The sequence below is a fragment of the Pseudomonas sp. PDM24 genome (genome assembly GCF_019218905.1).
GTDB lineage: Bacteria > Pseudomonadota > Gammaproteobacteria > Pseudomonadales > Pseudomonadaceae > Aquipseudomonas.
In genome coordinates, this window is the sequence record NZ_JAHUWR010000001.1 from 1,045,653 (window position 1) to 1,071,627 (window position 25,975).

Annotated in this window: 15 protein-coding genes; 10 read left to right on the forward strand and 5 right to left on the reverse strand. The window is 60.7% G+C overall.

The window, feature by feature from the left end; translation table 11 throughout:
• Positions 1 to 46: 46 nt before the first annotated feature.
• The 6 genes from KW837_RS04890 to KW837_RS04915 all read left to right on the forward strand — a co-directional run bounded on the left by KW837_RS04890 (position 47) and on the right by KW837_RS04915 (position 12,315).
• Complete coding sequence (locus KW837_RS04890; RefSeq protein WP_218394718.1) at positions 47 to 1,363, forward strand: MdtA/MuxA family multidrug efflux RND transporter periplasmic adaptor subunit; 1,317 nt, start codon at positions 47 to 49, stop codon at positions 1,361 to 1,363.
• Positions 1,360 to 4,464 carry an MdtB/MuxB family multidrug efflux RND transporter permease subunit gene (locus KW837_RS04895; protein ID WP_218394719.1) on the forward strand — a complete coding sequence of 1,035 codons (3,105 nt, stop codon included), beginning with the start codon at positions 1,360 to 1,362 and terminating at the stop codon, positions 4,462 to 4,464. Before KW837_RS04890 ends, KW837_RS04895 begins: the two co-directional genes overlap by 4 nt.
• Entirely contained in the window at positions 4,461 to 7,568 is a 3,108-nt protein-coding gene (locus KW837_RS04900; RefSeq protein ID WP_218394720.1) for an efflux RND transporter permease subunit, read from the forward strand. Before KW837_RS04895 ends, KW837_RS04900 begins: the two co-directional genes overlap by 4 nt.
• Entirely contained in the window at positions 7,565 to 9,046 is a 1,482-nt protein-coding gene (locus KW837_RS04905) for an efflux transporter outer membrane subunit (protein WP_218394721.1), read from the forward strand. Before KW837_RS04900 ends, KW837_RS04905 begins: the two co-directional genes overlap by 4 nt.
• A 262-nt stretch (positions 9,047 to 9,308) precedes the next feature.
• Positions 9,309 to 11,390 (forward strand): bifunctional diguanylate cyclase/phosphodiesterase, encoded by a 2,082-nt coding sequence (locus KW837_RS04910; RefSeq protein ID WP_192342888.1) that lies wholly within the window; start codon positions 9,309 to 9,311, stop codon positions 11,388 to 11,390.
• Between the two features lie 178 nt (positions 11,391 to 11,568).
• Complete coding sequence (locus tag KW837_RS04915; RefSeq protein ID WP_008069154.1) at positions 11,569 to 12,315, forward strand: SDR family oxidoreductase; 747 nt, start codon at positions 11,569 to 11,571, stop codon at positions 12,313 to 12,315.
• A gap of 59 nt (positions 12,316 to 12,374) precedes the next feature.
• On the opposite strand, the gene KW837_RS04920 is transcribed toward KW837_RS04915, so the two are convergent.
• The 4 genes from KW837_RS04920 to KW837_RS04935 form a co-directional block, all read right to left on the reverse strand.
• The gene (locus KW837_RS04920) at positions 12,375 to 13,553 is read right to left on the reverse strand and encodes an integrase core domain-containing protein (protein ID WP_218394722.1); all 1,179 of its coding nucleotides are present in this window, start codon (positions 13,551 to 13,553) and stop codon (positions 12,375 to 12,377) included.
• A gap of 199 nt (positions 13,554 to 13,752) precedes the next feature.
• On the reverse strand, positions 13,753 to 15,162 hold the full coding sequence (gene mapR, locus KW837_RS04925; RefSeq protein ID WP_218395154.1) for a GntR family transcriptional regulator MpaR: 1,410 nt from the start codon (positions 15,160 to 15,162) through the stop codon (positions 13,753 to 13,755).
• Between the two features lie 139 nt (positions 15,163 to 15,301).
• Positions 15,302 to 16,732 (reverse strand): cytochrome c oxidase accessory protein CcoG, encoded by a 1,431-nt coding sequence (gene ccoG, locus KW837_RS04930; protein ID WP_218394723.1) that lies wholly within the window; start codon positions 16,730 to 16,732, stop codon positions 15,302 to 15,304.
• A 195-nt stretch (positions 16,733 to 16,927) separates the two neighbouring features.
• Positions 16,928 to 17,161 carry a DUF3203 family protein gene (locus KW837_RS04935; RefSeq protein WP_218394724.1) on the reverse strand — a complete coding sequence of 78 codons (234 nt, stop codon included), beginning with the start codon at positions 17,159 to 17,161 and terminating at the stop codon, positions 16,928 to 16,930.
• 129 nt (positions 17,162 to 17,290) lie between these two features.
• On the opposite strand from KW837_RS04935, the gene KW837_RS04940 reads away from it, so the two are divergent.
• Positions 17,291 to 17,797 carry an MgtC/SapB family protein gene (locus KW837_RS04940; RefSeq protein WP_218394725.1) on the forward strand — a complete coding sequence of 169 codons (507 nt, stop codon included), beginning with the start codon at positions 17,291 to 17,293 and terminating at the stop codon, positions 17,795 to 17,797.
• On the opposite strand, the gene KW837_RS04945 is transcribed toward KW837_RS04940, so the two are convergent.
• Positions 17,798 to 17,983 (reverse strand): hypothetical protein, encoded by a 186-nt coding sequence (locus KW837_RS04945; protein WP_123496862.1) that lies wholly within the window; start codon positions 17,981 to 17,983, stop codon positions 17,798 to 17,800.
• Between the two features lie 216 nt (positions 17,984 to 18,199).
• Here KW837_RS04945 and KW837_RS04950 point away from each other — a divergent pair, with 216 nt between their 5' ends.
• The 3 genes from KW837_RS04950 to glgB all read left to right on the forward strand — a co-directional run bounded on the left by KW837_RS04950 (position 18,200) and on the right by glgB (position 25,951).
• Positions 18,200 to 20,197: an alpha-1,4-glucan--maltose-1-phosphate maltosyltransferase gene (locus tag KW837_RS04950; protein ID WP_218394726.1), complete on the forward strand. Its 1,998-nt coding sequence runs from the start codon at positions 18,200 to 18,202 to the stop codon at positions 20,195 to 20,197.
• Between the two features lie 178 nt (positions 20,198 to 20,375).
• Positions 20,376 to 23,717 (forward strand): maltose alpha-D-glucosyltransferase, encoded by a 3,342-nt coding sequence (gene treS, locus KW837_RS04955; protein WP_218394727.1) that lies wholly within the window; start codon positions 20,376 to 20,378, stop codon positions 23,715 to 23,717.
• Between the two features lie 2 nt (positions 23,718 to 23,719).
• Entirely contained in the window at positions 23,720 to 25,951 is a 2,232-nt protein-coding gene (glgB, locus tag KW837_RS04960; RefSeq protein ID WP_218394728.1) for a 1,4-alpha-glucan branching protein GlgB, read from the forward strand.
• Positions 25,952 to 25,975 lie beyond the last annotated feature (24 nt).

Genomic DNA, 25,975 nt, shown 5'->3' on the forward strand with positions numbered 1-25,975 from the left:
GCCAGTGCTTATCGTTCAGCCTCATGTAAAAAAGCCCACGCGCCCAATGGTTGATCACTCAATGCAATCTTCCTCTTCCCGTAATCCCCGTCGCTGGCTGTTTGGCCTGCTTGTCCTGTTGGTCATCGCTGGCCTGTGCTGGAAGTTCTGGCCCGCAGGCAGCAGCCCGAAGGAGGGCGCAGGGCAGAAAGCCGTTGCCGGACACACCGGCCGGTCGGGAGGGATGCGTCCGGGGTTCGGCGGGGCGTCCGGTCCGGTCCCGGTGCGCGTGGCGCCAGCGGTCAAAGGCGATTTCCCGCTGTATTACAAGGCGCTGGGCACCGTGACCGCGCTGAACACCATCAATGTGCGCAGCCGGGTGGGCGGCGAACTGATCAAGATTTCGTTCGAAGAAGGGCAAATGGTCAAGGCGGGCGACCTGCTGGCCGAGATCGATCCGCGTCCTTACCAGAACGCCTTGCTCCAGGCTGAAGGCACCTTGCTGCAGAATCAGGCACAACTGAAGAATGCCCAAGTCGATGTCGAGCGCTATCGCGGCCTGTACCGCGAAGACAGCATCGCCAAGCAAACCCTGGACACCGCCGAAGCCTTGGTCGGCCAGTACCTGGGCACGGTCAAGACCAATCAGGCGGCGGTCAATGACGCCAAGCTCAATCTGGAATTCACTAAAATTCGCGCGCCGATCGCCGGGCGTGTGGGCTTGCGTCAACTGGACGTCGGTAACCTTGTTGCGGCCAATGACACCACGGCACTGGCGATCATCACCCAGACTCAACCGATCAGCGTTGCCTTCACTCTGCCGGAAAACAGCCTCGACGTCGTGCTGGCCCGCTATCGCACCGGCGCCAAACTGCCCGCCGAAGCCTGGGACCGTGGCGATACCAAATTGCAGGCCACTGGGGTGTTGCAGAGCCTGGACAACCAGATCGACGTCACCACCGGCACCCTGAAATTCAAGGCCCGCTACGAGAATCGCGATCAAGCGCTGTTCCCTAATCAATTCGTCAACGTCCACTTGCTGGCCGACACCCTCAAAGGCGTGGTGCTTGCGCCTTCGGCGGCGATCCAGTTCGGCACCAACGGCACGTTCGTCTATGCCATGGATGGCGACAAGAAGGTCACCATCCGCCCGTTGAAAGTCGGCGCCAGTGACGGTGACAACACGGTGATTACCGAGGGCCTGGCCGCTGGTGATCGGGTGGTGCTGGAAGGCACCGACCGCCTGAAAGAAGGCAGCGAAGTGGAGGTCGTCAACGACAGCAAGGATGTGCCGACCACCCCGACCGAGCACCTGCAAGGCAAGTCGGCGGCCGATGCGACTGAACCCGCGACCACCGACAAGGTGAAAAAGGGCGGCGCATGAACATCTCGCGGCTGTTCATCCTTCGCCCGGTCGCCACGACCCTGAGTATGCTGGCCATTATTCTGGCCGGTGTGATCGCTTATCGGCTGCTGCCGGTGTCGGCATTGCCCCAGGTGGATTACCCGACCATTCGCGTCATGACGCTCTATCCCGGCGCCAGCCCGGATGTCATGACCAGCGCCGTGACGGCGCCGCTGGAGCGTCAGTTCGGGCAGATGCCCGGGCTGACCCAAATGGCATCCACCAGTTCCGGCGGCGCCTCGGTGCTGACCCTGCGGTTCAGCCTCGACATCAACATGGACGTCGCCGAGCAGCAGGTGCAGGCCGCGATCAACGCCGCGACCAACTTGCTGCCCAAGGATTTGCCGGCACCGCCGGTGTACAACAAGGTCAACCCGGCGGACACCCCGGTGCTGACCCTGGCCATCACCTCCAAAACGATGCTGTTGCCCAAACTCAATGATCTGGTCGACACCCGCATGGCGCAGAAAATTGCCCAGATCAGCGGTGTTGGCATGGTCAGCATTGCCGGTGGCCAGCGTCAGGCGGTGCGGATCAAGGTCAACCCGGAGGCTCTGGCGGCCAACGGCCTGAACCTGTCGGATGTGCGCACCCTGATTGGCGCCTCCAACGTCAATCAGCCCAAGGGCAACTTCGATGGCCCGACCCGGGTGTCGATGCTCGACGCCAACGACCAACTGACGTCACCCAAGGACTACGCCAACCTGATCCTCGCCTACAGCAACGGCGCGCCGTTGCGGCTCAAGGATGTGGCAGAAATTGTCGATGGAGCCGAGAACGAGCGTCTGGCGGCATGGGCCAATGAAAACCAGGCCGTGCTGCTGAACATCCAGCGCCAGCCCGGCGCCAACGTGATCGAAGTGGTCGACCGAATCAAGGCCTTGCTGCCGAGCATCACCGACAACCTGCCGGCCGGCCTTGAAGTCACCGTGTTGACCGACCGTACCCAGACCATCCGCGCCTCGGTCACCGACGTGCAACATGAACTGCTGATCGCCATCGCGCTGGTGGTGATGGTCACATTCCTGTTCCTGCGGCGGGCCAGCGCCACGATCATTCCATCGGTGGCCGTGCCGCTGTCGTTGATCGGCACCTTCGGCGTGATGTACCTCGCCGGCTTTTCGGTCAATAACCTGACTCTGATGGCGCTGACCATCGCCACCGGTTTCGTGGTGGACGATGCGATCGTGATGCTGGAGAACATTTCCCGCTTCATCGAGGAGGGCGACAGCCCGCTGCAAGCGGCCCTCAAGGGCGCCAAGCAGATTGGCTTCACCCTGATTTCCCTGACCCTGTCGCTGATTGCGGTACTGATTCCGCTGCTGTTCATGGCCGACGTGGTGGGGCGCTTGTTCCGCGAGTTCGCGATCACGTTGGCAGTGGCGATTCTGATTTCACTCGTGGTGTCCCTGACCCTGACGCCAATGATGTGCGCGCGGCTGCTCAAGCGTGAGCCCAAGGAAGCAGAACAGGGCCGGTTCTACCGCTCCAGTGGCGCCGCAATTGATTGGATGATCGCGGCTTACGGGCGCAAGTTAAAGTGGGTTCTCAAGCACCAGCCGCTGACACTGATGGTGGCCATCGGCACGCTGGCGTTGACCGTGTTCCTGTACATGGTGGTGCCTAAGGGCTTCTTCCCGGTGCAGGACACCGGGGTGATCCAGGGTATTTCCGAGGCGCCGCAGTCGATTTCCTTCGCGGCGATGAGCGAGCGTCAGCAGGAACTGGCCAAGGTGATCCTCGCCGATCCGGCGGTCGAGAGCCTGTCGTCCTACATCGGGGTCGATGGCGACAACTCGACGCTGAACAGTGGCCGGCTGCTGATCAACCTCAAATCCCACAGCCATCGCGACCTGAGTGCCACCGAAGTGATTGCGCGTCTGCAACCGGAACTGGACAAGCTGATCGGCATTCGCCTGTTCATGCAGCCGGTGCAGGACCTGACCATCGAAGATCGGGTCAGCCGCACGCAGTACCAGTTCAGCATGTCGTCGCCGGATTCCGAGTTGCTCAGCCTGTGGAGCGGGCGTCTGGTGGAAGCCCTGGCCCAACGGCCGGAGCTGACTGATGTTGCCAGCGACTTGCAGGACAAGGGCTTGCAGGTGTATCTGGTGATCGACCGTGATGCGGCATCGCGGCTCGGCGTATCGGTGTCGAACATCACCGACGCGCTGTACGACGCTTTCGGTCAGCGGCAGATTTCCACCATTTACACCCAGGCCAGCCAATACCGCGTGGTATTGCAGTCGCAGTCCGGCGAGAAAATCGGCCCGGATGCGCTGAACCAGATTCACGTCAAGACCACTGATGGCGGGCAGGTGCGCCTGTCCAGCCTGGCGCATGTCGAGGAACGTCAGGCGCAACTGGCGATCACTCACATCGGCCAGTTTCCGGCGGTGATGATGTCCTTCAACCTGGCGCCCGGCGTGGCACTGGGGCATGCGGTGGAGATCATCGATCAGGTGCAGAAAGACATTGGCATGCCGATTGGCGTGCAGACCCAGTTCCAGGGCGCGGCCGAAGCGTTCCAGGCGTCGCTGTCGAGTACCTTGCTGCTGATTCTGGCGGCGGTGGTGACCATGTACATCGTGCTTGGCGTGCTCTACGAGAGCTACATTCACCCGATCACCATTCTCTCGACCTTGCCCTCGGCGGCGGTCGGCGCCTTGCTGGCGTTGCTGTTGAGCGGCAATGACCTGGGGATGATCGCGATCATCGGCATCATCCTGCTGATCGGTATCGTGAAAAAGAACGCGATCATGATGATCGACTTCGCCCTCGAGGCGGAACGCAATCAGGGCATGGACCCGGAAACGGCGATCTATCAGGCCGCGCTTCTGCGCTTCCGGCCGATTCTGATGACCACCCTGGCAGCATTGTTCGGTGCGGTGCCATTGATGCTGGCCACCGGTTCCGGCGCGGAACTGCGCCAGCCTTTGGGTCTGGTGATGGTCGGTGGCTTGCTGGTGAGTCAGGTGCTGACGCTGTTTACCACGCCTGTCATCTACTTGTACTTCGATCGCCTCGGGCGGCGCTGGGGAAGTAAGTCCGAGTCTGTGGAACCGGTAGAACAGCCATGAACCTGTCCGGACCTTTTATCAAGCGCCCGGTCGCAACGATGTTGTTGAGCCTGGCGATCATGCTGCTGGGCGGCGTGAGCTTCGGCCTGTTGCCGGTATCGCCGCTGCCGCAGATGGACTTCCCGGTGATCGTGGTCCAGGCGAGCCTGCCCGGTGCGAGCCCGGAGGTCATGGCTTCGACCGTGGCCACGCCGCTTGAACGCTCATTCGGCGCCATCGCCGGGGTCAACACCATGAGCAGTCGTTCCAGCCAGGGTTCGACGCGAGTGATTCTGCAATTTGACCTGGACCGCGACATCAACGGCGCGGCGCGGGAAGTGCAGGCGGCGATCAACGCCTCGCGCAACCTGCTGCCGAGCGGGATGCGCAGCATGCCGACCTACAAGAAGGTCAACCCGTCCCAGGCGCCGATCATGGTGCTGTCGCTGACCTCGGATGTGCTGGAAAAAGGCCAACTCTACGACCTCGCCTCGACGATCCTGTCCCAGAGCCTGTCCCAGGTGCAGGGCGTGGGGGAAGTGCAGATCGGTGGCAGCTCGTTGCCGGCGGTGCGCATCGAACTCGAACCCCAGGCGCTCAACCAGTACGGCGTGGCCCTGGACGATGTGCGCACCACCATCGCCAATGCCAACGTGCGCCGGCCCAAGGGCTCGGTCGAAGACGGCCAGCGGCTGTGGCAGGTGCAGGCCAACGATCAGCTGGAAAAGGCCAAGGATTACGAGTCGCTGATCATTCACTACGCGGACGGCGCGGCCCTGCGCCTGAAGGATGTGGCCAAGGTCAGCGACGGCGTCGAGGACCGCTACAACAGCGGGTTCTTCAACGACGACGCGGCGGTGTTGCTGGTGATCAACCGCCAGGCTGGCGCCAACATCATCGAGACGGTCAGCGAGATCAAGGCGCAATTGCCGGCGCTGCAGGCTGTGCTGCCAGCCAGCGTCAAGCTGAACCTGGCGATGGACCGTTCGCCGGTGATCAAGGCCACCCTGCATGAAGCGGAAATGACCCTGCTGATTGCGGTGGCGCTGGTGATTCTGGTGGTGTTCCTGTTCCTCGGTAACTTGCGTGCCTCGCTGATTCCGACCCTGGCGGTGCCGGTGTCGCTGGTGGGCACATTTGCGGTGATGTACCTCTACGGGTTCTCCCTGAACAACCTGTCGTTGATGGCGCTGATCCTGGCCACCGGGCTGGTGGTGGACGACGCCATCGTGGTGCTGGAGAACATTTCCCGGCACATCGACAAGGGCGTGCCGCCGATGAAGGCGGCCTACCTCGGGGCCCAGGAAGTCGGCTTCACGCTGCTGTCGATGAACGTCTCGCTGGTGGCGGTGTTCCTGTCGATCCTGTTCATGGGCGGGATCATCGAAAGCCTGTTCCGCGAGTTTTCCATCACCCTCGCGGCGGCCATTGTGGTGTCGTTGCTGGTGTCGCTGACGCTGACGCCGATGCTCTGCGCGCGCTGGCTCAAGCCGCACACGCCGGGGCAGGAAAACCGCCTGCAGCGCTGGAGCCAGCGGACCAACGAGTGGATGGTCGGCAAATACGCCACCAGCCTTGACTGGGTATTGCGTCACCGTAGGCTGACACTGCTCAGCCTGTTCGTGACGATTGGCGTGAACATCGCGCTGTATGTCGTTGTTCCTAAAACCTTCTTGCCTCAGCAAGACACCGGTCAGTTGATCGGTTTCGTGCGTGGCGATGACGGGCTGTCGTTCAGCGTGATGCAGCCGAAGATGGAAATCTTCCGCCGCGCCGTACTCAAGGACGAGGCGGTGCAAAGTGTCGCCGGGTTCATCGGTGGCAGCAACGGCACCAACAACGCCTTCATGCTGGTGCGGCTCAAGCCGATCAAGGAACGCAACCTGTCCGCGCAAAAAGTCATCGAACGCCTGCGCAAGGAAATGCCCAAGGTGCCGGGTGCGCAATTGATGCTGATGGCAGATCAGGACCTGCAATTTGGCGGCGGCCGCGAGCAAACCTCCTCGCAATATTCCTACATCCTGCAAAGCGGCGATCTCGGCGCGTTGCGCGAGTGGTATCCGAAAGTCGTCACCGCCCTCAAGACGCTGCCGGAACTGACGGCGATCGACGCACGCGAAGGCCGTGGCGCCCAGCAAGTGACCCTGATCGTCGATCGCGATCAGGCCAAGCGTCTGGGCGTGGACATGGACATGGTCACTTCGGTGTTGAACAACGCCTACAGCCAGCGGCAGATTTCGACGATCTACGACAGCCTCAACCAGTATCAGGTGGTGATGGAGGTCAACCCGAAATACGCCCAGGACCCGATCACGCTCAAGCAGGTGCAGGTGATCACAGCCGATGGTGCGCGGATTCCGTTGTCCACCATCGCGCACTATGAAAACAGCCTGGAAGACGACCGGGTCAGCCACGAAGGCCAGTTCGCTTCGGAAAGTATCGCGTTCGACATGGCCGAAGGCGTGACGGTGGAGCAGGGCTCGGCGGCGATTGAGCGGGCGATTGCCAAGGTTGGTTTGCCGGAAGACGTCATCGCGAAAATGGCCGGCACCGCCGATGCGTTCGCCGCGACCCAGAAGAGCCAGCCGTGGATGATTCTCGGCGCGCTGGTGGCGGTATATCTGGTGTTGGGCGTGCTGTATGAAAGCTACATCCACCCGCTGACCATTCTCTCGACCTTGCCGTCGGCCGGGGTCGGAGCGTTGCTGTCGATCTATGTGCTGGGCGGCGAGTTCAGCCTGATCTCCTTGCTCGGGCTGTTCCTGCTGATTGGCGTGGTGAAGAAGAACGCGATTCTGATGATCGATCTGGCACTGCAACTGGAACGGCACCAGGGCCTGGAGCCGCTGGAATCGATCCGCAGCGCTTGTCTGCAACGGCTGCGACCGATTCTGATGACCACCCTGGCGGCAATTCTTGGCGCCTTGCCGTTGTTGCTGAGCCGTGCCGAAGGGGCTGAAATGCGTCAGCCGCTGGGCCTGACCATCATCGGCGGGCTGGTCTTCAGCCAGGTGCTGACGCTTTACACCACCCCGGTGGTTTACCTCTATCTCGACAATCTGCGCCATCGGTTTAACCGCTGGCGTGGGGTGCGTACCGATGCTGCTCTGGAAACTCCGCTATGACTGACCGTTCGCTTATCAACCTGGCTGCACCGCTGATCACGGCCCGAGGTTCGCGTTTGCTGAGCCTGTCGCTGTGCGTGGCGATGCTCAGTGCCTGCGCCATCGGCCCGGATTACCAGCGCCCGCAAGCCGCCGCGCCGGCACAGTACAAGGAAGCGGCTGGCTGGCGTCAGGCCAATCCCAGCGATTCTCTGGCCCGTGGTGCCTGGTGGGAGCTGTATGGCGATCAGCAGCTCAACGGCCTGATCGAAAAACTCAACAGCGCCAACCAGACTGTCGCTCAGTCCGAAGCCCAGTACCGCCAGGCCCAGGCATTGGTGCGCAGCGCCCGGGGGGCGTTTTTCCCGACGGTGGACCTGACCGTGGGGAAAACCCGTTCCAGCCAGGGCACCGGTAGCAGCAGTTCGAGCCTGAGCAGTTCTTCCAGCGGTATTCGCGACACCTACACCGCGCAGGCCGGGGTCAGCTGGGAAGCGGACGTCTGGGGCAAATTGCGCCGAGGCCTGGAAGCTGACACCGCCAACGCCGAGGCGAGTTTTGCCGACCTGGCGGCGATGCGCCTGAGCCAACAATCGGAGCTGGTGCAGAACTATCTGCAACTACGGGTGATCGACGAACAGAAACGCCTGCTGGAAGCGACGGTCGAGGCTTATCAGCGCTCGCTGACCATGACCGAAAACCAGTACCGCGCCGGTGTCTCCGGCAAGGACGCAGTGGCCCAGGCCACCACACAGCTCAAAAGCACTCAGGCAGAGATGGTCGACCTGATCTGGCAGCGCGCGCAGTTCGAGAACGCCATCGCTGTACTGATTGGCCTGCCGCCGGCCGAGTTCAGGCTGGCTGAAACCAAAGACATCCCGGCATTGCCGCAGGTGCCGTTGAGCCTGCCTTCGCAGTTGCTGGAACGCCGCCCGGACATCGCCTCCGCCGAGCGCTCGGTGATGGCCGCCAACGCCAATATCGGCGTGGCCAAAGCCGCCTACTACCCAGACCTGACCCTGAGCCTGAACGGCGGTTATAGCAGCAGCACCTCTAACAACTGGATCAGCGTGCCGAACCGCTTCTGGTCAGTCGGCCCGCAACTGGCCATGACCCTGTTCGACGGTGGGCAGCGCTCGGCGGAAGTCGATCGCAGCGAAGCGGCCTATGACGAAACCGTCGCTAAATACCGTCAGACCGTGCTCGACGGCTTCCGTGAAGTGGAAAACTATCTGGTGCAGCTCAAGGTGCTGGAAGACGAAGCCAAGGTGCGTCAGGAAGCCCTGGAGGCGGCGCGCGAGTCCTTGCGTTTGACCCGCAATCAATACCGGGCCGGGCTGATTGCCTATCTGGATGTGGTGGTGGTTCAGGCCACGGCATTGAGCAATGAGCGCAACGTGCTGAGCTTGCTGCAGAGCCGCTTGATCGCCAGCGTGCAATTGATCGCCGCACTGGGCGGCGGGTGGGACGGGCAGCTTCAGGTGAGCGACAAGCAATAACACAAGTCAATAAAACCGAGCGAAGAAGATCCTGTAGGAGCGAGGCTTGCCCGCGAAGAATGCGCCGCGGTTTTTCAGGTATTACGCGTCATCGTTCTTCGCGGGCAAGCCTCGCTCCTACAGGTCACGTGCCTTGAGTTACCGTCACCTTGATGGCCTTTTGATGACTTTGTGAGTGCGTTCGTCCGCGGAATCAGTACAATCGCCGACTTTGCTCCCCGAGAATGAATGCACCACGGCGGGGGCGGTCGCGAGAAGTCCCATGCTCATTGGTAGTTATTCCCTTACGCTGGTTTTCATATCGCTTTGTGTGGCGATACTTGCCTCTTATACCGCGCTCGACCTCACCGGCCGCATCGCCACGGCCACAGGCCGGGCGGTGCATCTGTGGACGGCGGGCGGCGCTTTTGCAATGGGGGTTGGCGTGTGGTCGATGCATTTCATCGGCATGCTCGCATTCACATTGCCGATCGACCTGGGCTATGACGTTTCCCTTACCGCGCTGTCCCTATTGATTGCGGTCCTGTCCTGCGGTTTTGCTCTGTGGCTGGTCAGCCAGCCACAACTGCCGGCCTGGCAACTGGCGTTCGGTGCGCTGGTGATGGGCGCTGGCATCAGTGCGATGCATTACACCGGCATGGCCGCCATGCGCATGCAGCCGGGTATCGATTACGACCCTGCACTGTTTAGCGCCTCATTGCTGATCGCCGTCGTCGCGTCGGGCGCGGCATTGTGGATCGCTTTCCGCCTGCGTCGGCACGCGCCTTATGTTCGCCTGATCCGCGGCGGTGCTGCGGTGATCATGGGCATCGCCATCGTCGGCATGCACTACACCGGCATGGCCGCGGCACGCTTTGCCGACGGCAGTTTCTGTGGCGCGGCGGCCGATGGCCTGAACGGCGAGGGCCTGGACAATCTTGTTCTGATCACCACCCTTGCCGTATTGAGCATTGCCTTGCTGACCTCGATCCTCGATGCACGCCTGGAGGCTCGCACCGCGGATCTGGCTCACTCGCTGACCGAGGCCAATCGCGAACTCACCCAATTGGCGCTGCACGACACCCTGACCGGGCTGCCAAACCGTGTGTTGCTGGCCGACCGTATCGATCAGGCGATGTCGAGGGTGCAGGAGCAGGGTGGCTGTTTTGCGTTGATGTTCATTGATCTGGATGGTTTCAAACCGGTCAACGATGCTTTTGGGCACCACATGGGCGACCAGTTGCTGCGTGAGGTCGGCCTGCGCTTGCGTGAAGATTTGCGTAGCCAGGACACCCTGGCGCGGATCGGCGGCGATGAGTTTGTGTTGCTGGTGCAACTCGCCGAGCCCAATGACGCGCTGAACCTGGCGGCGCGACAGGTGGGGCTGATCGCGCGCTCGTTCCGGGTCGCGGAACATGACTTGCAGATTTCCGCCAGCGTCGGCATCGCGCTCTATCCGGGCAACGGTCAGACCGCCGAGGAGTTGCTGATGAACGCCGACGCGGCGATGTACCACGCCAAGGGCGCCGGGAAAAACGGCCACAGCTTCTTCGACGCCTCGATGAACAGCAACGCGCGCAAACAGCTGCAATTGCTTCAGGACTTGCGCAACGCCCTGGATCAGCAGCAATTCAGCCTCTATTACCAGCCCAAGTTCGACGCCGGCCATGGCCGACCGGTGGGTGCCGAGGCGTTGCTGCGCTGGGAACACCCGACCCAAGGCATGCTTCAGCCGGACAGCTTCATCGATCTTGCGGAGAAGACCGGGCTGATCATTCCGATCGGCGAGTGGGTGCTCAATGAAGCCTGCCGTCAGATGCGCGAGTGGTACGTGCTCGGTTACACCGACTGGCGCATCGCGGTGAACCTCTCGGCCTTGCAGTTCTGCCATGCCGGGTTGGTCCAGAGCGTCGCCAAGGCCCTGGCCACTCATCATCTTCCGGCCAACAGCCTGACCCTGGAAATCACCGAAACCACCGCCATGAGCGATGCCGACGCGAGCATGACGGTGCTGCAGGAACTCTCGGAGATGGGCGTCGACCTGTCTATCGATGACTTTGGTACCGGCTATTCGAGCTTGATGTACCTCAAGCGCCTGCCGGCCAATGAATTGAAGATCGACCGGGGTTTCGTCCGCGATCTGGAACATGACAGCGACGACGCGGCCATCGTCTCGGCCATCGTCGCCCTCGGCCAGGCCCTGGGCTTGCGGATTGTCGCCGAAGGGGTTGAAACCGGTGTCCAGCAAGACTTCCTGACCCAGTTGGGCTGCGACTCGCTGCAGGGTTACCTGCTGGGGCATCCGCTGCCGGCCGATCGCTTCATGGCCGATATTCACCGAGGGGAGCAATTGGCGGCTGGCTGAGGGACCGCGTTATCGTTCTTCGCGGGCAAGCCTCGCTCCTACAGATCACCATCAATCCGTAGGAGCGAGGCTTGCCCGCGAAGGCGTCTGAACAGCCGCCACACAACCCATGCAAAACCGCGCAATGGCGGTTATTCTTGGCCCCGACTGCTTACGCTTGAAACGGGGGAATGCCAGCATGGACAAAGTCATCGTCATCACCGGCGGCAGCCGCGGAATTGGCGCCGCCACGGCCCTGTTGGCCGCAGAGCAGGGCTATCGGATCTGTATCAACTATCAGTCCGACGAACAGGCGGCGCACAGTGTGCTGGAACAAGTCCGCGCACTCGGCGCCCAAGCCATTGCAGTGCGCGCCGATGTCAGCATCGAAGACGAGGTGATCGGCCTTTTCCACCGCGTAGACACCGAACTCGGTCGGGTCACGGCGCTGGTGAACAACGCCGGCACTGTCGGACAAAAGTCGCGGATCGACGAAATGTCCGAATTCCGTATTCTGAAAATTCTCAAGACCAACGTCCTGGCGCCGATCCTCTGCGCCAAACACGCGATCCTGCGCATGTCACCCAAACATGGCGGGCAGGGCGGCAGCATCGTCAACGTGTCGTCGGTCGCTGCCCGCTTGGGCGCCCCCAGCGAATATGTCGACTACGCAGCGTCCAAAGGCGCGCTGGACACCTTCACCATCGGTCTGTCCAAGGAAGTGGCGGGCGAGGGGATTCGCGTCAACGCCGTGCGGCCGGGTTACATCTACACCGATTTCCATGCACTGAGCGGCGATCCGGACCGGGTCAGCAAGCTGGAGTCGGCAATCCCGATGGCCCGGGGTGGGCGGCCGGATGAAGTGGCGGAGGCGATTGTGTGGTTGTTGTCGGATAAGGCTTCTTATGCGACCGGGACGTTCGTCGATCTGGGTGGTGGGCGTTAATCCTCAGGATTTGCTTTGTCTGTTCTGCCCTCTTCGCGATGTAGAAACGGATACATCCTTTACAATCGAGACCGGGGACATCCTTTACGTTTTTGTGGGTTTGAAAGGCGGTTTTCACCGCTTTTCAAACTACCTAAAAGGTAATTGCACAAATACACTTCCCAGACCTCATCTTCCACCTCCTTCAGCCCTAGTGCCTCACCCACCAGCGATTCGCTGACAAATACCATTCCGCCTTTCCACTTCATTGAACCGTTTTGCCGGACTTTTCTGACCAGCATTTGTGAAGGGTAATTCACCTCCGGCACACGTCCGTCGTAGAGGCGGCTGGATGGCACATAAACATCCGCCGGAACCTTCATTGCCAGGGCCTTGTGAGGGCGTTCGTAGTTGTATTCGTGGCGAAACCGTTCAAACGCCAGCTGCTGCTGTACCAAATTATGCTCAGGTGTCTGAAGCAGCGCAGCCTTGAGGGTTCGGTGCATTCGTTCATGGCGGCCATTCTGGTCAGGGCGTCCGGGCTGGATACGCTCGGGATAGATACCCAAGCGTATGAACCAGGCCGCTAGGCTGGAGATGCGCGACACGCCGGTCGAGGCAAAAGGTGAACCGTTATCCGTGCGAATGACATTGGGCAACCCATACTCTCGAAAAGCCCAGTCAAATCCTTCGCGCGCCCCAGCCACACTGCTTTGCGCCCGACAAAGTAAGAGGAATCGACTGACATGATCGGAGATCGTCAAAGGAAAGCAGCGCTGACCTGATTGCAGGGCGAAGTCGCCTTTGAAATCCGCCGCCCATGTTTGATTGGGCTCTGTGGCTTCGCGTAACGGAATAGGCCCCGTCGGTGGGCGATTAAGGAAACGTCGTTTTTGCACCAAACCTGCACGCTTGAGCCATTCGCCAGCGGTGCTCAACGCGGGCCAAGACAGCTCCGCGTGCGTATTTTTAAGGTTGTGAACCAACTTCTCAGGCCCCCAACTCGGATGCTCGCGCTTATAAGCGATCAGCAACTCAAGGACATGCTCACTGATTTGATGGGGGCTGTGGTGCGGACGTCTGGACAGCTCTTTGAGCCCGTCGATGCCACGTTCAGCATAGCGCGCCAACCACTTGTCCAAAGTGGGCCGGCTGACACCGTAATGCCGTGCCAGCTCACATTTGGAATAGGCGCCGGACATCCAGTCGCCTACGAGTTTCACTCTCTGATCCATTGGGGACTCTCGATTCCAGGGCATGGTCAGGCACCTCCTGACCGTATTTCATACCTGTAAACGATGTCTCCGGTTTAAAACGTAAAGGATGTCTCCGGTTTCTACCCGAGCAAGCCCGCTCCCACAGGGGGACGGTGTCTACACACCAAATTTGTGAACACCACCGAACCCCTGTGGGAGCGGGCTTGCTCGCGAAGGCGATAGCCCAGACAACATCAAACCCTCAGAACGACCGCACAATCCGCCCCAACGTCTCCATCGCCTTCTCTGAATCCTCAGTCCACGGGCTCCCGTAATTCAACCGAATACAATTCCTGAACCGCTGGGTCGGTGAAAAGATCGGCCCCGGGGCGATGCTGATCCCTTGCGCCAGCGCCATCTGAAACAACTTCAACGAATCCATCTGCGCCGGCAGTTCCAGCCACAAAAAGTACCCTCCCGCCGGCTGACTGACGCGCGTCTGGGCCGGGAAGTAGCGGGCGATGGCGGCGAGCATGGCGCTTTGCTGTTCTTCCAGGGCGTAGCGCAGTTTGCGCAGATGCCGGTCGTAGCCGCCGTGTTGCAGGTAATCGGCGATGGCGGCTTGGGCGGGCATCGAGGCGCAGAGTGAGGTCATCAGTTTCAGGCGCTCGATCCTTTGCGCATATTGCCCGGCCGCGACCCAGCCGATTCGATAACCGGGGGCCAGGCTCTTGGCGAACGAACCGCAGTGCATCACCAGACCCTCAGTATCGAAAGCCTTGGCCGGTTTTGGCGCCTGTTGCCCATAGTAGAGCTCGGCGTAGACGTCGTCCTCGATCAGCGGAACCTGGTGACTGCGCAACAACTCCACCAGCTCCTGCTTCTTCGCCTCGGGCATGGTCGCGCCCATGGGGTTCTGGAAACTGGTCATGCACCAACAGGCTTTGATCGGATGTCGTTCCAGCGTCTGGGCGAGCACACCAAGGTCAATGCCATCGCGCGGGTGCACGGGAATTTCCACCGCTTTGAGCTTCAGTCGTTCCAGCACTTGCAGGCTGGCGTAGAACGCCGGGGCTTCGATGGCCACCAGATCGCCGGGTTCGGTGACTGCTTGCAGGCACAGGTTCAGGGCTTCGAGGGCGCCGTTGGTGATCAGCAGTTCTTCCATGGGCAGCATCAGCCCGCCGACCATGTAGCGCAGGGCGATTTGCCGACGCAGTTGCGGGTTACCCGGCGACATGTCGGTGACCACCATGCGCGGGTCCATCTCCCGGGCGGCGCTGGCCAGTGAGCGGGACAACCGCGGCAGCGGGAACAGCGTGGGGCTGGGGAAGGCCGAGCCGAAGGGCACGGTGTTCGGATCCTTGATCGAGTCCAGCACCGAGAACACCAGTTCGCTGACGTCGACTTCGGTGGACTCGTTGACCTGGCTGCTGATCACCGGCTCCGAAAACGGGCTCGGTGCATGGGTATTGACGAAGTAGCCGGAACGCGGCCGGGCGCGGATCAGGCCACGGCGCTCAAGCAGGTAATAGGCCTGGAACACCGTGGACGGGCTGACCCCGTAAGTCTGGCTGGCGTAGCGCACCGACGGCACCCGCTGGCCGGGACCGAGGATGCCGGAGCGGATCAGTTCAGCGATATCGTCGGCGAATTTTTCGTAGCGTTTCATCGAGTGCCCGGGTTGGAGAGTCATTCTGGAGAATCGGGGTGGCTGCTTCGCGGGCAAGCCTCGCTCCTACACACACCACCGCACTGTAGGAGCGAGGCTTGCCCGCGAATGAGCGCGAAGCGCTCGCCATCTTAAAGGCTCAACGGTTCATCGGCGCAACAAACCGGCTCTTGGCCACGCTGTAGATGTCCGGCTCATCACTGTCGACAATCTTGAAACTGATCGTCTGCGAACTGCTGCTCGGCCGTTCCGTGGTCATCGCCACCGACACCGGCACATCCACAATCTCGCCCGGTGCCAGGCTCAGTTCGGTCTTGCCTTGCAGCTGGAAGCCATCGCCATCGACCAGCGTCAATCGATAATCCTGACGTTGCTGGGTCTTGTTGATGACCTTCAAGCTGTAGATGTTTTCGATCTGGCCTTCACTGTTCTCGCGGAACAGGCCACGGTCCTTGCTCACGTCCAGCGACACCATCGGCCGTTCCACCAGCGCCAGGGCGAGGGCGCCGATCATTACCAGTAGCACGGCGGTATAACCGATCAGTCGCGGCCTCAGAAGGTGGGTTTTGCCGCCCTGCAGTTCATGCTCCGAGGTGTAGCTGATCAGCCCACGGGCGTAGCCCATTTTGTCCATGATCGAATCGCAGGCGTCGATGCACGCGGCGCAACCGATGCATTCCATCTGCAAACCGTCGCGAATGTCGATGCCGGTCGGGCAGACCTGCACGCACAATTGGCAGTCGATGCAATCACCCAGTCCGACCTCGGTGGGTTTGACGTCACGTTTGCGCGGGCCACGGTTTTCGCCGCGGGCCACGTCATAGGAAATGGTCAGGGTGTCCTTGTCGAACATCACGCTCTGGAACCGCGCATACGGGCACATGTGCATGCACACTGCTTCGCGCAACCAACCGGCATTGATGTAAGTAGCCCCGGTAAAGAACAGCACCCAAAACAGGCTGACACCGCCGATTTGCAAGGTCAGCAGTTCTTCGGCCAGCGGACGGATCGGCGTGAAGTAGCCGACAAAGGTCAGGCCGGTGAGCAGGCTGATCGCCAGCCACAGGGTGTGTTTGGCCGAGCGGCGGATCAGTTTGTTCAGGCCCCAGGGGGCGGCTTGCAGCTTGATCCGTTGGTTGCGCTCGCCTTCGGTGATTTTCTCGCACCACATGAAGATCCAGGTCCAGGAACTCTGCGGGCAGGTGTAACCGCACCAGACCCTGCCGGCGAACACGGTGATCGCAAACAGGCCGAACGCAGCAATGATCAGCAGCGCCGAAAGCAGAATGAAATCCTGTGGCCAGAAGGTCGCGCCGAAGATGTGGAATTTGCTTTCGGAAAGGTCCCAGAGCACTGCCTGACGACCGCCCCAGTTCAGCCACACCGTACCGAAGAACAGCAGAAACAGAACCCCCGCGCCACTCATGCGCAGGGTGCGGAATACACCCGTGAAGCTGCGGGTATGGATCAGGTTGTCGCTGGATTTGGCCTTTATCTTTGGATGCAAAGGCTCATTGCTTTTTAAAAATGAGGCATTTTCAACGGTTCGGACGGGGATTCTATCGCTCATGGTCTTTCGCTCATCAGCCTCCATCAGGCCTGAGCACTATGACCAGCGATCTGTTTGCATAACAGACTCAGCTAAAGCAATAAAAAGCGGATCAGATGGGTTGTCCGCACCCGCCTGCGACAACTTGATGCACCCGCAATGGTTGGCCACAAACGCCTATGCCAGTTGTTTGTGGTGTGTGTTGATGCGGGTCAGTCAAATCACCGAATCACTGTCCGTGGCCTTCAAATGACGGCGACAGTCCGTTGCGCCTGCTACGGTCAATGCATCGGCTTCTGCTTCGGTGATGTAGATGCGCTGGCCGTCGAGGTCGACCGCCGACATGGATTTTTCCCCGTCGGTGATGATGGTCACGTCGGGGCAAAGACGGATTTCTTCGCCGTTTTGGGTGATGAAGAAGCAGGTCTGGTTTTCGATGCGCACGGTCATGGGGGTGCCCTTTTTTTGCAGGTTCTAGATCGTTAGGGCGCATCGGCCGGTCATCGTTCTGTGCAACCGATTAATGGTGGGTGCGGTCCATCCTCTATCGAGTCATTAAATCATCACAAGGACTGCGTCATGGACGCCTGGTGGCACGAGGTTTGGGTGACGCTGCAAGCGGAGTTCGCCGACATTGGCGAAGCTTCACAACTGACGCGCATTACCGTGCGATTGCTGATGGCGGCCTTGCTGGGCGGCATTCTCGGTTTCGAACGTGAACAGAAGGGCAAGGCTGCCGGGGTCCGCACCCACATGCTGGTGGCGCTCGGCGCGGCATTGTTTGTGCTGGTGCCTCAGATGTCAGGATCCCAGGCCGACGCCATGAGTCGGGTGGTGCAGGGCGTAATCGCCGGCATCGGGTTTCTGGGCGCCGGGACTATCCTGAAAAACACTGATGGCGATGAGGGCCATGTCAAAGGCCTGACCACCGCCGCCGGTTTGTGGATGACGGCGGCCATTGGTGTTTCGGCCGGAATGGGCCGCGAGGCGACGGCGGTGCTCAGTACGTTGCTGGCGTTGGTGATTCTCGGTGTGATGCCGGTCGTGGTGCGCCAGCTGGAAAAGGAACGCCCCCCGCGCGACTGATCACTCAGGGGTGACGATTTCCGGTGGCTGCACAGTCGGCGGCTCTTCGCGCGGTGGCGGGTGAGTGCCTGGCGGTTCCTGTTCAGGGACGGGGGCGGGTTCGGTCGGCGGTGTTGGCTGTATCGGCGGTACCGTCGGCTCATCAATGTTCGGATCGGGTGTCTCGGCCGGGATTGGAATACTCATCGATACAGTCTCCAGTGGCAGATGGCGTGAGTCGTGCTTAAGTTGGTTGACCCGTACACAGGGAATTTGATTCCCCGAAAGACTTGGCAAATCCCTCTGAACTTTTACCGACGCCTGCTGTTCGGAACTTAAGTGAGTTCATGCCGGGGCAGATCGCTTCGTGTGAACGACGACCAGGCACAAGAGCGTCCTTGGGGCGTTAAGGAGAGATGCTCGATGACCGCTGAGAAACCCACAGAGTTGAGCTACAACCCGCATATACCGCTGTCGCAAGCGTTACTGCTACCGCGGATCGTGATCGAAAACACCATGCCGACCCTCGATGGCGGGCAATTCGCCGTTAAAGCCGTGATTGATCAGGACGTGGTGGTGACCAGCAAAGTGTTTGCCGACGGTCACGACAAACTGGCCGTGCGCATCCGCTGGCGTGCCGAGGGCGACGAAGACTGGCAGAGCGAGGTGATGGCCGAGCTGGGCAATAACGGCTGGCAGGGCCAGTTTCGTGTCAGCAAGCAGGGGCGTTATGTGTTCTGCCTCGAAGCCTGGATCGATCAGTTCGCCAGCTTTTGTTATGAGCTGAAAAAAAAGCACGACGCCGGCGTCTCGGTCAGCCTGGAGTTGCAGGAAGGGCGCACCCACGTCCAGCAGGCCGCCGAACGCTCTGAAGGCCCGCTCAGTGAACAACTGGCGGCGTTACACCATAAGCTGTCCGGTCTGCTCGAAACCGAGCAGGTCGCCTTGTTTCTGCACCAACGCAGCGCGGACTTGATGGCCCAGGCTGACCATCGTCCCTTCCTGAGCCTGAGCCCTGAATACCCGGTGGACGTGGAGCGAGAGCTGGCACAGTTCGCCAGCTGGTATGAATTGTTTCCGCGCTCGATCACCGATGATCCGGCCCGTCATGGCACTTTCAACGACGTGCATTCGCGGCTGGCGATGATCCAGGACATGGGCTTCGACGTGCTGTATTTCACGCCGATCCACCCGATCGGCCGCAGCTACCGCAAAGGCCCGAACAATTCGTTGATCGCCGGCCCGGACGACCCGGGTAGCCCCTACGCTATTGGCAGCGAAGAGGGTGGGCATGAGGCGATTCACTCGGAACTGGGTACTCGCGAAGATTTTCGCCGGCTCGTCGCGGCCGCCGCCGAGCACGGGCTGGAAGTCGCCCTCGACTTTGCGATTCAGTGTTCCCAGGACCACCCGTGGCTCAAACAGCATCCGGGCTGGTTCAACTGGCGGCCGGACGGCACGATCAAATACGCCGAGAACCCGCCGAAGAAATACCAGGACATCGTCAACGTCGATTTCTATGCCGTGGACGCGATTCCCGGCCTGTGGATCGAGCTGCGTGACATTGTGGTGGGTTGGGTCGAGGAGGGCGTGAAGCTGTTTCGCGTCGATAATCCTCACACCAAACCGTTGCCATTCTGGCAGTGGATGATCGCCGATGTGCGGGCGCTGTACCCCGAGGTGATCTTCCTGGCCGAAGCCTTTACCACCCCGGCGATGATGGCGCGTTTGGGCAAGGTCGGTTACTCCCAGAGCTATACCTATTTCACCTGGCGCAACACCAAGACCGAGCTGGCGACCTATCTCACCGAACTCAATGAGTCGCCGTGGCGTGAATGCTACCGGCCGAATTTTTTCGTCAACACGCCGGACATCAACCCGGCGTTCCTGCATGAATCCGGGCGCGCCGGTTTTCTCATCCGTGCCGCGCTGGCGACCATGGGTTCCGGGCTGTGGGGCATGTATTCGGGGTTTGAGCTATGTGAAGCGGCACCGGTACCGGGCCGGGAGGAATACCTCAATTCCGAGAAGTACGAAATCCGCCCACGAGACTTCAATGCGCCGGGCAACATCATTGCCGAAATCGCCCAGCTCAACCGCATCCGCCGGCAGAACCCGGCGTTGCACACGCACTTGGGCCTGAAGGTCTACAACGCCTGGAACGACAATATTTTGTACTTCGGCAAACGCAGCGTCGACGGCAGCAATTTCATTCTGGTGGCGGTCAGCCTCGATCCGCATCACGCCCAGGAGGCAAACTTCGAATTGCCGCTGTGGGAAATGGGCCTGCCCGATGATGCCGTCACTCAGGGCGAAGACTTGATGAACGGCCACCGCTGGACCTGGCACGGCAAGTACCAGTTCATGCGGATCGAACCGTGGCATCTGCCGTTCGGGATTTGGAGGATTACTCGTTCCTGAGCCTGGCGAAGATCAAATGTGGGAGCGGCGGTGCGACGATTCGACTTGCTCGCGAAAGCGGTGTGTCAGGCGACATCAACGCTGACTGTTATGGCCCCTTCGCGAGCAAGCCCGCTCCCACACTGACCGCATTTCTTCAGGCAGATACTGTTTTCCCAGAATTTTTCAGGAGTTACAAATGGCGAAGAAACCCAGGTCAGCCACCTTTATCAAGGACCCGCTCTGGTACAAGGATGCGGTGATCTACCAGGTTCACGTTAAGTCTTTTTTCGACTCCAACAACGACGGGATCGGCGACTTTCCCGGCCTTATCGCCAAACTCGATTACATTGCCGATCTGGGCGTCAACACCATCTGGCTGTTGCCGTTCTACCCCTCGCCACGACGTGACGATGGCTATGACATCGCTGAATACCGTGGTGTGCATCCTGACTACGGCACCATGGCCGATGCCAAGCGCTTCATTGCCGAGGCCCATAAACGCGGCCTGCGGGTGATTACCGAACTGGTCATCAACCACACCTCGGACCAGCACGCGTGGTTCCAGCGCGCGCGCAAGGCCAAGCCCGGTTCGGCGGCCCGCGACTTCTATGTCTGGTCCGATAACGATCAGAAATACGATGGCACCCGCATCATCTTTCTCGACACCGAAAAGTCCAACTGGACCTGGGACCCGGTGGCCGGTCAGTACTTCTGGCACCGTTTCTATTCCCACCAGCCAGACCTGAACTTCGACAACCCGCAAGTGATGAAAGCGGTGCTGTCGGTGATGCGTTACTGGCTCGACATGGGCATCGACGGCCTGCGGCTGGACGCGATCCCGTACCTGATCGAGCGCGACGGCACCAACAACGAAAACCTGCCCGAGACCCACGATGTCCTCAAGCAGATCCGCGCCGAAATCGACGCCAATTACCCCGATCGCATGCTGCTGGCCGAGGCCAATCAGTGGCCGGAAGACACTCAGCTGTACTTTGGCAACACCTCTGCCGACGGCCAGAACGGCGACGAATGCCACATGGCCTTTCACTTCCCGTTGATGCCGCGCATGTACATGGCGCTGGCCCAGGAAGATCGTTTCCCGATCACCGACATTCTGCGCCAGACCCCGGAAATTCCCGCCAATTGCCAGTGGGCGATTTTCCTGCGCAACCACGATGAGCTGACCCTGGAAATGGTCACCGACCGGGAGCGCGATTACCTGTGGAATTACTACGCCGCCGACCGTCGGGCGCGGATCAATCTGGGGATTCGCCGGCGTCTGGCGCCGTTGATGGAACGTGATCGTCGCCGCGTGGAATTGCTCAACAGTTTGCTGCTGTCGATGCCTGGCACGCCGACCCTGTATTACGGCGATGAAATCGGCATGGGCGATAACATCTACCTCGGCGACCGCGACGGTGTGCGCACGCCGATGCAATGGTCGATCGACCGTAATGGCGGTTTCTCCCGCGCCGACCCGGCCAGCCTGGTGCTGCCGCCGATCATGGATCCGCTCTATGGCTACCTGTCGGTCAACGTCGAAACCCAGGCCGGTGACCCTCATTCGTTATTGAACTGGAACCGACGCCTGCTCGCGGTGCGCAAGCAGTCCAAGGCCTTCGGTCGTGGGACGCTGAAGATGCTCTCACCGAGCAATCGACGGATCCTGGCGTATACCCGCGAATTCACCGGCCCTGACGGCAAGCACGAGATTATTCTGTGTGTGGCCAACGTGTCCCGCAGCGCGCAGGCGGCGGAGCTGGATCTGTCGGCTTATGTCGGCATGGTTCCGGTGGAGATGCTCGGCGGCAATGCGTTCCCGCCCATCGGCCAGTTGAATTTCCTGCTGACGCTGGCGCCTTATGGCTTCTATTGGTTCGGGCTGGCGGCGGAAAACCAAATGCCGAGCTGGCACGTGGAGCCGGCGCAAAGCCTGCCGGACTTCACCACCCTGGTGCTGAAGAAACGCATGGAAGAGCTGCTCGAAGCGCCATCCCGCCACACCCTGGAGCAGGGCATTCTGCCGAGCTGGTTGCAGAACCGCCGCTGGTACGCCGGCAAGGACGGCATCATCGACAACGTCAACCTCGCTTACGGCGTGCGTTTCGGCGACCCGCAGCATCCCGTGCTGCTGGGTGAGATCGACGTCACCAGCGGCGGTCAGACCAGCCGTTACCAGTTGCCATTCGGTTTTATCTCCGAGGAACAGGTCGGCGCGGCGTTGCCGCAGCAATTGGCACTGGCCCGGGTCCGGCGCGGGCGTCAGGTCGGTTTGATCACCGATGCCTTCAGCCTCGACAGCTTTGTTCATGCCGTGTTGCAGAGCATGCAGGCCGGCATGGTGTTGCCGTCAGACGGTGGCGAGATCCGTTTCGAGCCGACCGACGAACTGACCAGGCTTGGCCTGACGGCCGAGTCGGAGGTGCGGTACCTGTCCGCCGAGCAGTCCAACAGTTCGGTGGTGATCGGCAGCAGCCTGGTGCTGAAATTGATCCGCAAGGTCGCGTCAGGCGTGCACCCGGAGCTGGAAATGAGTGCGTACCTGACCCATGCCGGTTTCCAGAATATTTCGCCGCTGCTGGGCGCGGTGATTCGTCGCGATGCGGCGGGCGAGGACACGTTGTTGATGATCGCCCAAGGCTACTTGAGCAATCAGGGCGACGCGTGGGAGTGGACCCAGAACAACCTCGAACGGGCACTTCGCGACGAACTCGCTGATGCAATGTCCGAACAGGAGCAGCACTACAACGCCCTCGGCGAGTTGAAGGATTTTGCCGGCATGCTCGGCCAGCGCCTGGGGGAAATGCATCAGGTGTTGGCGGCCCCGAGCACCAACCCGGACTTCGCGCCACAAATCACTACCCAGAAAGATGCCCTGGCCTCGGCCAAGGACGTGACGGCGCAACTGGAACATGCCCTGAAGCTGCTCAAGCAGCATCAAACTGAACTGAGCGCGGCGGACCAGGCATTGGTCAGTCGCTTGCTGGACAACAAAAAAGCCATCCTCAGCCATGTCCAGGAACTGGGTAAAAAGGCTGCTGGTGGCCTGCGCATTCGCGTCCATGGCGACTTGCACCTGGGGCAGGTGCTGGTGATCAAGGGCGATGCCTACCTGATCGATTTCGAGGGCGAACCGGCGCGACCGCTGCATGAGCGCCGAGGCAAACACAGTCCCTATAAAGATGTCAGCGGCGTGTTGCGCTCCTTCGATTATGCGGCGGCGATGACGATCAACGTGCACAACGTCGATAACACTGCCGACGCCCAAGCGGCGCGTCAACGGGTCGCCGATCGTTATCTGAAAGAGGCGCGGCAAGCATTTGTCGACGCTTATCGGCTGGCGGCAGCTAGTCTTGCTCATGCATGGCAAGATCCTGAAGGCGAGGACGCCGCGCTGGCGTTGTTCGGTCTGGAGAAGGCGGCTTATGAAGTGGCCTATGAGGCTGAAAATCGCCCCACCTGGCTGCCCGTGCCGTTGCACGGTCTGTACGGGTTATTGAGTGGGCTCAAACCCTTTTCCGATCTTGGTGGAGAGTAGTCATGAGTATCTCGAACAAGGAACAGGGGCACGTGGAACAGGCGCTGCTGCCCAGGGCACGGGATATCGATGCGTTGGTACGCGCTGAGCATCGGGATCCCTTCGCAATTCTCGGCCCGCACGGCGATGGCGCTGGCGGGCAATTCATTCGCGCCTATCTACCGGACGCCTTGAGCGTGCAGGTGGTGGACAAGGAATCCAGGGAAGAGCTCGGCAGCCTTGAGACCACCCAAACCCCGGGGCTGTTCGTCGGGCACTTCGAGCGGGCCCGACCCTATCTGTTGCGAACCCGTTGGGCCGGTGGCGAGCAACTCGCCGAGGACCCTTACAGCTTTGGCCCGTTACTCGGCGAGATGGATTTGTACCTGTTCGCCGAGGGCAATCACCGGGACTTGAGCAGTTGCCTCGGCGCGCAGCTGAAGACGGTCGATGGCGTGGAGGGTGTGCGCTTCGCCGTGTGGGCGCCGAATGCCAGAAGGGTTTCGGTGGTTGGCGATTTCAACGTCTGGGACGGTCGTCGTCATCCGATGCGTCTGCGCCATCCTTCCGGTGTCTGGGAGTTGTTCATTCCGCGCCTGCAAGCGGGGGAAGCCTACAAATACGAAATTCTCGGCGCCCACGGCATTCTGCCGCTCAAGGCCGACCCGATGGCCCTGGCCACCGCTTTGCCACCGGACACCGCATCAAAAGTCGCCTCGCCGCTGAAAATCGACTGGCAGGACCACGACTGGATGCAGTCGCGGGGCGAGCGTCAGCGAACCAGCGCACCGTTGTCGATCTACGAGTTGCACGCCGGTTCCTGGCAATGCGAGCTGGATGACCTGGGCGAGGTCGCCCGTCAGTACACCTGGCCCGAGTTGGCCGAGCGGCTGATTCCTTATGTAAAGGAGCTGGGTTTCACCCACATCGAACTGATGCCGATCATGGAGCATCCGTTCGGTGGTTCCTGGGGTTATCAACTGCTGTCGCAATTCGCCCCGAGCGCCCGTTACGGCACGCCGGATGACTTCGCCGCGTTCGTCAATGCCTGTCACCAGGCCGAGATTGGCGTGATCCTCGATTGGGTGCCGGCGCATTTCCCCACCGATACCCACGGCCTGGCGCAGTTCGATGGCACCGCGCTGTATGAGTACGGCAACCCGCAGGAAGGTTTTCACCAGGACTGGGACACGCTGATCTACAACCTGGGCCGCACCGAGGTGCATGGCTACATGCTGGCCTCGGCGCTGCACTGGCTCAAGCATTTCCACGTCGATGGCCTGCGCGTGGATGCGGTGGCATCGATGCTGTATCGCGATTACTCGCGCAAGGCCGGCGAGTGGGTGCCCAACCGTCACGGCGGTCGGGAGAATCTGGAGGCCATTGATTTCGTCCGCCATCTCAACGATGTGGTGGCCCTGGAAGCACCGGGGGCGCTGGTGATTGCCGAAGAGTCCACGGCGTGGCCGGGTGTCAGCCAGAGCACGCAACAGGGTGGGCTGGGTTTTGCCTACAAGTGGAACATGGGCTGGATGCATGACTCGCTGCATTACATTCAGCAGGATCCGGTGTACCGCGCCCATCATCACAATGAGCTGAGTTTCGGCCTGGTGTATGCCTGGTCCGAACGCTTCATCCTGCCGATTTCTCACGATGAAGTGGTGCATGGCAAGCATTCGCTGATTGACAAGATGCCGGGGGATCGCTGGCAGAAGTTTGCCAATTTGCGGGCTTATCTGAGTTTCATGTGGACGCATCCGGGCAAGAAATTGTTGTTCATGGGCTGCGAATTCGGCCAATGGCGTGAGTGGAATCACGATCAGCAACTGGACTGGTATTTACTGCAGTACCCGGAACACCAGGGGGTGCGCAAACTGGTCGGTGACCTGAATCGGTTGTATCGCGAAGAACCGGCGCTGCACGATCAGGACGATGCCCCGCAAGGCTTCCAGTGGTTGATCGGCGACGATGCGGTCAACAGCGTTTACGCCTGGCTGCGCTGGAGCAAGGAGGGCAGGCCGGTATTGGTGGTGGCCAACTTTACCCCGGTGCCGCGTCAGTCCTACCGTGTCGGCGTTCCGTTTGCCGGGCGCTGGGTCGAGTTGATCAACAGCGATGCCGACACCTATGCCGGGTCCAATTACGGCAATGGCGGCGGGGTGTTCACCGACGAAGAACCGAGCCATGGCCAGGCTCTCTCACTGGAGTTGAATTTGCCGCCGTTGGGGGTGTTGATCCTGCGTCCGGAGGGTTGATCCAAAACCGCCTTCGCGGGCAAG